We start from the raw sequence: 10735 nt of genomic DNA on the forward strand, positions 1-10735 counted from the left end.
TGAAGTTTGTTCGCCATATTGGATTTCCTCTACTTTTACCCTAGATTTTAGTGTACCTTCATAGTGAATTGGTATTAACTATTTTTTACAACAGCGATCGCACAAATACCACTTAACACTAAACCGATTCCTATCCATTGAACATATAAAACTTTCTCCCGCAAAATCACATTTCCAGCTATTGTTGTTAACACAACTGTTAAACCTATAACTATGGGATAGACGACAGATAAATTCATTTTTCCTAAAACTATTATATAAAAAACTGTGCTTAAACCGTAACTACAAATCCCCCCTAGTAAATATAGGTTTAATGGATTTTGACCGGCTCCTAGTTTTAAAAGAGTTTGAGCAATTGTATTTAGACAGACTGCGATAAAAATTAGCAAGCCAAAAACGAATTGATTATACATAGCTAAAATTTCCTCTCTTATGACTAAATGACTTTGATAGTGTTTGTTTTATCTAAATTATTCTCTACAAAAAGCTTTGATATTCAAAAACAGCATCAAATTTTCCAAGATTATTAATGTCTGGATAAGATTTTTGTATCCATTCTCCGGCAATTTTTTCCCACCATCTAGGTGGATGGGGCAGTGTTGCAACTTGGATACACCAACACCCAGAAAGCCATGCTCCTAAAACATCAGTATGTAAGCTATCACCTATAACCACTACTTGTTTAGGGTTGATTTTCATATAAGCAATCGCCTGGTGAAATGCGAAAGGAAAAGGTTTCTTGGCTGGACTAATAGCCTGAATATTCAAACGATGAGACCAATATTTGACTCTATAGCTTCGTTTCCCATTGGAGAGAATAAAAAATTGGAATCCTGCCAGTTTTGTTTGTGTAATCCATTCTTCTGCACCAGGAGATAAATACAGATCGTCTTCAGAGACGATCGTGTTGTCTAGATCGAGAATGATTCCTTTAATGCCAGATTCCCTCAAGCAGTCAATATCGATTTGAGCTACTCCATCGGCTCCGTGTGCCAATGTATGAAGTTTTCTTTTGATTCCTATCTGGCGTAACTTGAGGAACCAATTTTTTAAATTTCCCATTTACCTATTCCTCCAATTTTGGTATTGAAATTTTTAGTCGATTAGTGCTTGATTTTTTAGCCACAAAATCGTAAAGCAGGTGAACACCCAACCGATGACCGTGAGTAGTATTGGCACGTCTTTTAATAAAACTTCTTCAGGTCTTTCACTGCTTCCTCCTTGCTCAATTTTACTATCAATATTGATCGAAATTTCCTGGGGATCGCTTAGTAGTTGATAGCGAAAAATGCCATATAGTAAAAATGGCAATGTCAGTAGCATCCAAGAAGTGGATGCTCCACGCATATAGGGACCTGAACTCCAAAGTGCATAGGTTACAACTGTACTAGAAGTAACAACGTTTTCCATCCGACTCAACATTGGTAAGGAGTAGCGTTTGAGGACGGAACGAGGTTTGCTACCTTTAAGTTGTGCCAATCGCAGTTCTGCTTTGCGCTTCTCAATCCCCAAAAACAATGCCAGCATTGCTGTGCAGAGTAGAAACCAAGATGATAAAACTACACCTGTAGCTGCTGCACCACCGAGGGATCTGAGAACAAATCCGGTGGCGATCGCACCAATGTCCAAAATCACTATCCGTTTAAGTCTCACATTATAAGCAACCTGCAATAAGGCATAAGCCGTAATGCTTGCACCTAACTGAGGATTCCTTAACCAGCTAAGAGTCAAAACGCTACCTAATAGTAAAACGGCCATTCCTGTCGCGACGGGAATACTAACTAATCCAGAGGCGATCGGTCGCTGACTTTTGACAGGATGTTGACGATCGGCTTCGACATCGACAAGATCATTAATTAAATAGAAACTACTAGACGCTCCACAAAATAATGCAAAAGCCAACCAACTACCTAGTAGTGATTGTAAATTGATGCTAAAGGCAAACAGGGGTGCAGCAAAGACAATTAGATTTTTTGTCCATTGTCTTGGACGCAAAGCCTTAAAGTAGGCTATGTTTCCTGGTAAGGATAAAACATGATTTTTTGTAGACATACTTTTTTGGAATTTCCTTGTCTAACAGTATGATAGATAGCGATAAACTAACAGATAAGTCAATAGTTTGGGTTATATTTATTTGCTCCAAAATGAAATATTTGCTAAATCTGTAGAGAAAGCTGAATAAAATCATCACAACTTCAAATTCCCAGGATTGCATTCTGATTGAGACAGGGATATACCCAATATCTCATCAAGTTTTGAGTATACCGCTGAACTTGAGTGTTCGTTCTTAAAGGTTATAGCAACCTCTTGGGAAATCTTTTGAGCTAATTCTGGTTCGTTAAGTAAGCATAGAATTTGTTTAGCATAGACCCTTGGATTATCTGTAACAAAGGCATTTACCCCATCTATCAAACTGAGTGCCGAAGCAGAAATTTTAGTAGCAACGATCGGCATTGCATAAGCCATTGCTTCTACAAGCTTAAATTTAGTACCAGCCCCAGTTATTAAAGGACAAATTGCCACTCTCGATTTGAAGTAAATCTCGGCTAAATCCGGAACGTATCCCAAGCAATCAACATTTTCTTTGAAAGAGGCATCAACTTGAATATCTTGGATTATCTGACCAGCAATTATCAGCAGAATATCAGGTTTACAGCGAACAATCTCAGGAAAAACTGAATTAAGGAAAAAAGTTAGACCCTCCTTATTCGGTTGATTATTAGAACCAACAAATAGCAGATCGTACTTAAACTCTCTGCCTTGATAAGGAACTATATTTGACTTATAACTCAACCCTTCAATTAAAGTGGGAACTAAGCATAACTTTTCGGATGGGAGGTGGGAGCTAAGAATTGTCCTCTCATCCTGAGCATCAATAATCACCCTATCAAATTTATTAATTAGTTTAATCTCCCAATTGAAATTAGACTCATAGTCAAATTTCAATCCTTTAGAATAAGAGATGTTTTTCCTAACCAAGCGGAAATTGGAGGTAATATCATGCAGGTCAATTATACTATGAACCTCCAATTTGCTTTTTGTTGCTAAATGAGCATAGTCCAGGACATTAATCCAAATAAAATTGTATTTATTTTGAGCAACTAAATTCCGAACAAATTCAACATAACCGGGGGGAGCAAAGTAATCAGAATCGACAGGTAATTGTTGTCGTAACAATTTTTGATAATAGAAGCTTTGGCTTCGAGTATATACCAAGTCACATAAATTACGCTCACCTTCGTATATAAATACGTTATCTATAAAATTTAATATTTCCTTTCTTTGTTCTGGACTCCATTGAGGAAATCCAAATTCATTGCCACCTACACCATGCACTTCAAAAAACTCTTTTCGATCCCTAAAATATTTTAAAATCCCTAAAATTCTACCCTGTCTTCCGTTGTAATTGCGGGGATCGATTAGAGTTGGTAAGTGAAATAGAATCTTTTTCTTCGCTTGACTCATTGGGTTTACCTCCATCACGTTTGATTTTGAATTTCAATTAAATCAGCAATATAATTTATTTTTTAAAAATTTATATTAGTAATTAAGTAAAGTTTTAATTCCCTCGCTAAGACTAATTTTAGGTTCCCAGTTCATAAAGGCTTTAAGTTTAGAAATGTCAGCTAGTAAATGCATTCGCTCTACTTTTCTCACTCTCGACGGATCCACTTCGATTGTAATTTCTTCTCCCAGTTGGTTCTCAAATTCTTTTACTACATCTATCACCGAATATTCTTGACCACTTCCTAAATTAAATATATCAATTCCCGAATCAAACTTATCAAGCAGCATAAAAATGGCTCTTGCCATATCATAGGTGTGGATAAAATCTCGTTTTGGTTCAAGATTCCCCAGCTCAATAGTTCTTAGCCCCGAATTAACTTGCCTTTGAATTTCAGGAATCAAGTGCAAATTAGTCTCATTAGGACCAAACGCATTGAAAAATCTGCAAATGATTGTAGGGATAGATGTTTGTAGGTGAAATTCATTCATCAAATGTTCGCCAGCTAGTTTAGATAACCCATAAATATCTAGAGAATTCGTTTGCTGAGTTTCTGAGATAGCATGGTCACAAATTGGATAAACTGCTGCTGTAGAAGCAAAAAACATCTTTTCTAAATCTTTTAAGCTTTTTGCAGCGTTTAATACGTTGAGAGTCCCTTGTATGTTAATGTTACTCGACTTGAAAGGATGTTGATTGCAGTAGGGAATAAAGTGTATAGCAGCCAGATGAATAATCCAATCGGGTTCGATTTTATGAATAACTTCGATTAAGCCATCTGCGTTCAAAATATCAAGCTTATGAAAATATGTATCAGAAATTGTCAAAAAATCTATATTTCCAAAGGATAAGTCATCAATAACATAAATATCATGACCATGCTTTTGAAGTTCAGTGATTGTTGCCGAACCTATAAAACCTGCTCCACCAGTCACTAGAATTTTTTTCATTTTATACCTGTTTACACTTCAATAGTTGGAGTTTTTACGGGCTATATATGGACTTTAGCTCATCATTAATTGTTATCTTTATGGTTAGTTAGAGTGTGTTCCCCCCTAAATTTATGAGGTGCGTGCGGAATCTGGTTTGTAATTTCTAAGACAGAATCGAGATTCCCCGAAAACTATTGATTTTTGTAGGTGCGTTAGAAAAGCTTGGCTTTAGCCCTCGATTGCTTCCATAAACTTGGAATGAAGTGCAGAAGCTTTTTAAATTGAAGCTTCAGTGTTTATCACAACCAAATCCACCTCATTTGAATTGTTTCCCTGAATTTTAGCTTCTGCACTTTCCAATAATGCAATCACGTATTGTTAACTTTCTAAGCTAAGTTTTACTGCCTTCGATATCGTCAAAGGAGAGAATGAATCCCTCAAGCTAATGTCACCCCGTAGCACATTGAACAACTGCGGTAACTTATCCACCTTGTACTTACATATCCAACGAATTAAAGGTGTAGCACGAGAATCGTCATTAGCTACTATCGTGGGAAACTTGAGAAGGCGAAAGAACTTGCCTCCTGTGCCAATGTACCATTGCTGAGGGAAAATCGGCTTTAGTGAATAGAGGTAGATCGATATAGCTGCCACCAGTATAATCGGACTGAGCAATAAAAGCAAAAGAAAGGCGGCAATTGAGTCCATCCATTGTTTGGGCTGAGGACTAAGTTGGCTTTGCTTTTGAAATTTTTTTTGAATAGTCCTCCGTAGAAACACGGGTTTGTTCGCTTGCTCGCAGGCATCTGCCCAGAGCTTCAGTGTTGCCTCACCGAGGGTTGGATGGAGGTGAACTAGCCGTACTGGAGATTGTTTCAAGCATTCTATTAGTTGTTGCTCTGTCTCAAACGCGGAAATATAAGGCTGTTTGGTCTGTTGTCCGAGACTGACGAATAACTGTCCCTGTCGCCACTTCAGAATGCAGTGAGGTAAGTAATTGTTTGAATGCTGTTGCTCTACAGACGAATAGATATTGAAATTTGAGAGTGTTGAATTGGTCATAGGTTCTCATTACCTGACGAGAATTTTACTAATTATTGTTTGTAGAGTAAAATCACTTAGAACTTAAAATCTCCTTTTACAGATTACTTAAGTAGAATCATCCTTCTTTTGTAACACTTTTCAAAAGCAAGTCAATACTTTGTCATTTTTTTTATCTATAATTGGTCTATTGACAAATTACACATTTTATGATTTAAAGGGGCTGGTATAACTGATGTCGATCGCCTGACGGGGTGACAACCAAGTTGAAAGACTTGACCTGGCAAGGTTTTGAGTTGAGTGTTTTCAAGAAAGATCGAAGCTGGCGATTACCCTTTATTCGGTCGGGATCGTAGAGAATGAGGAAGCATTGTCAATAAGCTTGTCAAGAAACCATGATTTTTTTTTCAGGAGTGAGGTATCTTACCCTTTTTGAGACTCATACCCCCATTCGCGATCATCCCGATCGTATTTAACTTGTTCAGTATGGCGGTAGTCTCAGTAAGTGCGGTTTTTGTCACTAGGTCAATGCGTGCCACCAACACTACCCCCCGGCAACAAGATGCAACCAGCAGAGCATCTACAATCCCTAAAACAGGAGATGCCTTCAGCAGAACTAAATCATAACTCTGCTCAAACCCTGCCATTAATCTCTGCATTTGAGGAGAACTTAACAGATTTACGGGATCTTGGGGTATTGACCCAGAAGTCAAAATATCAATATATAAGTCTGATGATTGAATATAACTACGTATGGGTACTGTACCGTTACTTTCCAGCAGAGTAGAAAGCCCATACTCATTAGGGAGATTGAGCTGTTTATGCAGCATCGGCTGACGGAAATCAGCATCAATTAGCAGTACCCGTTGATGTAGACGCGCAGCACTAATTGCCAAACCTAATGCGATTGTTGATTTTCCCTCACCATCCAATGCTGAAGTAATTACTAAAGGACTGAAAGTCGAACCAGAATTTTGAAGTTGAATGTTCTTATAAATTCGGTCCAAGGATTCCCAAGCAGGTGGACTATGAATTACTTCAATCGTGCAAGGCGCCATATTTTCCGGCTTGCCGAAAGGTAGCTTGATGATTGGTTCGCTTGTCCAAGGGGCGGAAGTTTGTCGCTTGCCGAAAGGTAGCTTGATGATTGGTTTGTTCTTCTTGTTCTGCGGTAGCTGTGGAGTCATTCCTAGTAGAGGTAAGCGAACCAGTTTTGTTAACTGATCCGAGCTATGAACAGAATCATCCAACATATCGCGAACAAAAGCCGCAGCAACACCCAAGAACAATCCAACCACAACACCCAGCATAATGTTTTGCGGTTTTTTAGAACTACTCTTTTTACCGGGTTGCGGTACTTCAACAATTTGCCAATCAAATCCACCTCTGGCAATTTCCAAGCTTAAGCCCTGCCGTGCTGTCTCTAACTGTTGAAAAGTTTCACGCTTGAGTTGTATGTCTGTTTGTAAACGAGTGTACTTAGCCAATAGATTAGGAAATCGATCGAGTTCTAGACGAAGCTGCTGCTCTTTGCTTGCCAGTGCTTCGTCGCGTGCCGTTAGGCCCTTTAAGTTTGTCTGAATGTCCAGAAGCTTCGTCGCGATAATTAAGTCAGTTGTACCGAGTTGCCTTTCTTTCAAAAGGCTTTCTCCCGTATCCGGGATCTGAGCAGAAACTTCTGGTGTAGCACGTTGCCCTTCTGCTTGCAAGAGACTTAGTTGCTTGTTGCGCTCCGAGAGTAGCTTTTGAATAACTGGGTTTTGGTCAGTGAAACGTATCCGTTGCTGGGCGATGGCTAAATCTGTCTTTTGGATTTCGTTGAGTAAGGCTTGATAACGAGAAGACTGACTTAGCCGTGCCGCCACAAGCGCTTCCTGCGGAGAACTGGCAAGTTGCTGCTGCAAAGAGTCGTATTGAGCCTGAAGCTCCCTTCTAGTCGCTTGGTTTGTCCGTCGCTCCTGCTGAATGGTGTTAATTGCCTCAGTCAAAGCTTTTGCTTGTACTTCTGGCTCAATCAGATTTTGATTTTTGCGAAACTCTTCTAAGGTAGCCTCAACTTGAGCAACGTTCTTGCGAACCTTGGGTAATTGTTCGTCAATGAAAGCAAGACCTTTAGTTAAACGTAGTCTCTGCTGTTCTAGGTTGTAATCCAGATAAACCCGTTGCATTACTTGTAGGACTTTCTGGGTTTGAGTCGGATTATTAGCCGTGTAAGTTACTTGAAAAATCTTAGTCTGGGTTTTTGCCTTCTCATCTGCCACTTGATTGACAGCTAAGGATTTTCTAATCTCCTCTACATCGATTCCTGGGTACTCAGGGCGAAGCAATTTCACCGCCCTTTGGATGAGCTGAGAACCTTGCATCAAACTAAGCTGAGTAGCATTGTCAATCTCAACATTAGAATCAGCAAATTGATTATCTGTTTTAGCGTCTTTTTTGCCTTGATAATTAGATTCTACCAGGAGCTGTATTGAGCTTGTATAGGTAGGCTTTTCCTTCAACGATTTTACAGTGGCAGCAGCCAAGACAATACACAAAACACTTAGCAACCAAAAGCGTCGGCGGATTAGAACTGCAAACAGTTCTCCATAGCCCGCTTCTGTTTCAGCAATTGAGTTTATTTTGTTTTCAGTCACTTCTACGCCTCGATCGTAAACCTATTGAACCAAATATATTTATGGCTGATGACGACCCCAAACTTCCTCAATTACACCCTCTACTTTTTCAAAGAAAGCTTCTTCGGAAAAATTAGCGATCGCATGGTCTCGGATTTTTTCGTACTCCCATGCAATCTTACTGGACTCAACTACTGCTGTGTGAATAGCTTCAGGTGTCTGTAGATTGAAAAAGACCCCTGTCTTACCTGGTATCTGAGTATCTAATACACCACCCTTACCATAGGCAATTACGGGCGTTCCACTAACATTAGCTTCCACTGGAACTAAGCCATAGTCTTCCAAGGCAGCAACAATAACACCACGAGCTTTAGACATCAACTGACTGCGTTCTGTATCGCTGACATGACCTAGAAATTTAATATTTTTTAAAGCTCTAGACTCAAGACGCTCTCGCTCTGGGCCATCACCCATGATCGATAATGGCCATCCCAGCCAATTGAATGCTTCAATAATCACATCGATGCGTTTGTAACCAAGAAGACGAGCGGAGGTCAAGTAAAAGTCCTCCTTATCTTTGGAAAAAATAAATTTTTTAATGTCAATCGGATAGTTAATAACAACTGATTTTTTTCCATAAAATTGCTGAATACGACTGGCAACTGTGCTGGAATTAGCAATGTAAAAATCTGGCTCCTGAGCAGACTCTAAATCGGCTTTTCTCATCTGCTGAAAAATCGGTTCTAGCATACCCGAAAGATTTCGATAGGTAGCATAGTCTCGAAGATAAGTTGTGGTATCCCACAAAAAACGGGTGACATTGTGACAGAAACAAATATGTATTGCTCCTGGTCTTTTTCGCACAGCTTTAGCAAAGCTCGTGGTACTACTGATAATCATATCGTAGTCTTTTAGATCCAAGGCTCGAAAGGCTGAAAAATAAAATGGAGCCATTAGCCTAAAATTCTTACTTGCCCCTGGAACTTTCTGAAGTACAGTTGTGCGAACTTCACGTTCACCTAGATCAATAGTTCGTTTAGGTTCGTACAGAGACGTAAAAATATCAGCATTGGGGTAGCGTTTACACAGCAATTCAAATACACGCTCTGCCCCACCGGGTTGTGTCAAGTAATCATGGACTAGTGCAATTTTCATACTACTCTCTCTATTTTATAGCATCCCACACCGACGATGCCGTTGTGCCAATACTTCTTCTTTCACCGTTCCTAGAGTACGTCATCAATTCAACCAGATAACGAAAGCACCAGGGTAAATCGCACCGAGAAATGTGGTTACAGGCTAGACGAACGTATCTCAATCACCCGATACTGCTTCAGTTGGATCATCAGTTTTCAATTCAGTTGACGAGTCGTATAAAAGTCCTGATCGTGAGCACGAGGGTTACATCGCTTGTGCTTAGGCAGAATTACTGGTGTCCTATCTTGTACATGAAGCCGATTACTTCCCTATACGATCAGTATGATACCCCCTACTGGCAACCACTGTGTCGGCAATCACCTACGCAGAAGTTTTTCAGACCCATCTAACCCACATTCCGCACCCCCCAACTGGCACCTATCGCTCTTCTGTCACTCTGATGGAAGTATAATAGCCAAAAACGACCAAAACCCACTTGCTGTCTATGGATGAAGCCCGGCGATCTCGACCCACCATCAATTTTATTGATGAATATTGTGCCTCATATAGAAATTTGTTTTCAGATGTGAGGAGTTTTGAGGCTTTTACGCAACTACACGTAGGGATGCTCTCCCCAATCAAACGTAAAACTTTACCGACCATTGCCGAAGTAAGCTGTTTCGCATTTAAATTGTGATAATAGCATTTCCTTTGTTTTTAAGTTTTCGTCCCCATTTGATAACCAATTCTCCTTCATTTAAAAGCTTATGCAACAAAACTTCTAATTCTTCAATTGATTTAAAAAGTCGATTAGCAATATATTCTTTGGCTGAATGCCATACCAACTCAATTAAGTTATAGTCCGAGGCTCTATTCAGGTAAGTATTCCCGATGAATATTAGGCATTTCTGTTTTTATTATCTGGATATAGTCTTGTTTCTTGTGAAAGCTGGCATTATCTAATACAATCACTATTTGACACCCTTTTTCTGTAAAATCTTCCCGATTGTTTCCCGCTTCTACCCATTCACTTATTAAATCTTGATAAAATAGTTTCAAGACTTTATAGAAATTATTAGAGTTACTTTTAGTGAGAAATTCAACAAATCTTTTTTTGTCTGAATACCTGATTGCTCCCATGACATTCACTCTTCCTTTTCTTCGCTCTCCCCTTACTTTTTTGCGATGTCCTTTTTTGCACCACGTCTTTCTTTTTATCACCCTTAAACTAAATCCACTTTCGCGCCCTTTACCATACCTGTAGGCGATTAGGACTTTCTTTTTCAATTCTTAAATATTCCTCTAGTTTCTCTTTAAAAGCTTTTCTTTTCTCGGGATTCTGTTTGTGCTCTAGACTATATTTTGACCACAGGTAAACGTACTTTTTTTTTGAGATAATTCTCCACACTTGTGACCCACTTAACTTAATTCCAGTCACTTCCTCTAAATAAGTAGCCAATCTTTTAGCTGACCATCGACCAAATTCATATCCTAGCTCTTGAGGC

At 39.2% G+C, this 10735-nt stretch carries 8 protein-coding genes and 2 pseudogenes; 1 reads left to right on the forward strand and 9 read right to left on the reverse strand.

The genetic code is table 11. The features are described 5' to 3' along the window. Nucleotides 1-74 precede the first annotated feature (74 nt). The 8 genes from QUA13_RS29750 to QUA13_RS29785 form a co-directional block, all read right to left on the reverse strand. Nucleotides 75-413, reverse strand: a complete 339-nt coding sequence (locus QUA13_RS29750; protein WP_333204359.1) for an SMR family transporter — start codon at nucleotides 411-413, stop codon at nucleotides 75-77. Between the two features lie 64 nt (nucleotides 414-477). Beyond that, nucleotides 478-1062: a YqeG family HAD IIIA-type phosphatase gene (locus QUA13_RS29755; RefSeq protein ID WP_333204361.1), complete on the reverse strand. Its 585-nt coding sequence runs from the start codon at nucleotides 1060-1062 to the stop codon at nucleotides 478-480. Between the two features lie 33 nt (nucleotides 1063-1095). Continuing rightward, a complete protein-coding gene (locus QUA13_RS29760) occupies nucleotides 1096-2052 on the reverse strand; it encodes a decaprenyl-phosphate phosphoribosyltransferase (RefSeq protein WP_333204363.1) in 957 nt (318 codons plus the stop codon). 135 nt (nucleotides 2053-2187) lie between these two features. Further along, nucleotides 2188-3465 (reverse strand): glycosyltransferase, encoded by a 1278-nt coding sequence (locus QUA13_RS29765; RefSeq protein ID WP_333204365.1) that lies wholly within the window; start codon nucleotides 3463-3465, stop codon nucleotides 2188-2190. 75 nt (nucleotides 3466-3540) lie between these two features. Next, nucleotides 3541-4455, reverse strand: coding sequence for an NAD(P)-dependent oxidoreductase (locus QUA13_RS29770; RefSeq protein WP_333204367.1), 915 nt, complete (start codon nucleotides 4453-4455; stop codon nucleotides 3541-3543). A gap of 360 nt (nucleotides 4456-4815) precedes the next feature. Further along, entirely contained in the window at nucleotides 4816-5499 is a 684-nt protein-coding gene (hepC, locus tag QUA13_RS29775; protein ID WP_333204369.1) for a heterocyst development glycosyltransferase HepC, read from the reverse strand. 386 nt (nucleotides 5500-5885) lie between these two features. Next, nucleotides 5886-8114, reverse strand: a complete 2229-nt coding sequence (locus QUA13_RS29780) for a polysaccharide biosynthesis tyrosine autokinase (RefSeq protein ID WP_333204371.1) — start codon at nucleotides 8112-8114, stop codon at nucleotides 5886-5888. 39 nt (nucleotides 8115-8153) lie between these two features. Next, the gene (locus QUA13_RS29785) at nucleotides 8154-9248 is read right to left on the reverse strand and encodes a glycosyltransferase (RefSeq protein ID WP_333204373.1); all 1095 of its coding nucleotides are present in this window, start codon (nucleotides 9246-9248) and stop codon (nucleotides 8154-8156) included. Nucleotides 9249-9735: 487 nt separating this feature from the next. Between QUA13_RS29785 and QUA13_RS29790 the strand changes: the two are divergent. Beyond that, nucleotides 9736-9903, forward strand: a pseudogene (locus QUA13_RS29790) (IS701 family transposase); the annotation flags it as partial. Between the two features lie 13 nt (nucleotides 9904-9916). Here the strand turns inward: QUA13_RS29790 and QUA13_RS29795 are convergent. Then, a pseudogene (locus tag QUA13_RS29795) lies at nucleotides 9917-10735 on the reverse strand (IS630 family transposase); the annotation flags it as partial.

It is taken from the genome of Microcoleus sp. S28C3 (assembly GCF_036700785.1).
Taxonomy (GTDB): Bacteria; Cyanobacteriota; Cyanobacteriia; order Cyanobacteriales; family Microcoleaceae; genus Microcoleus; species Microcoleus asticus.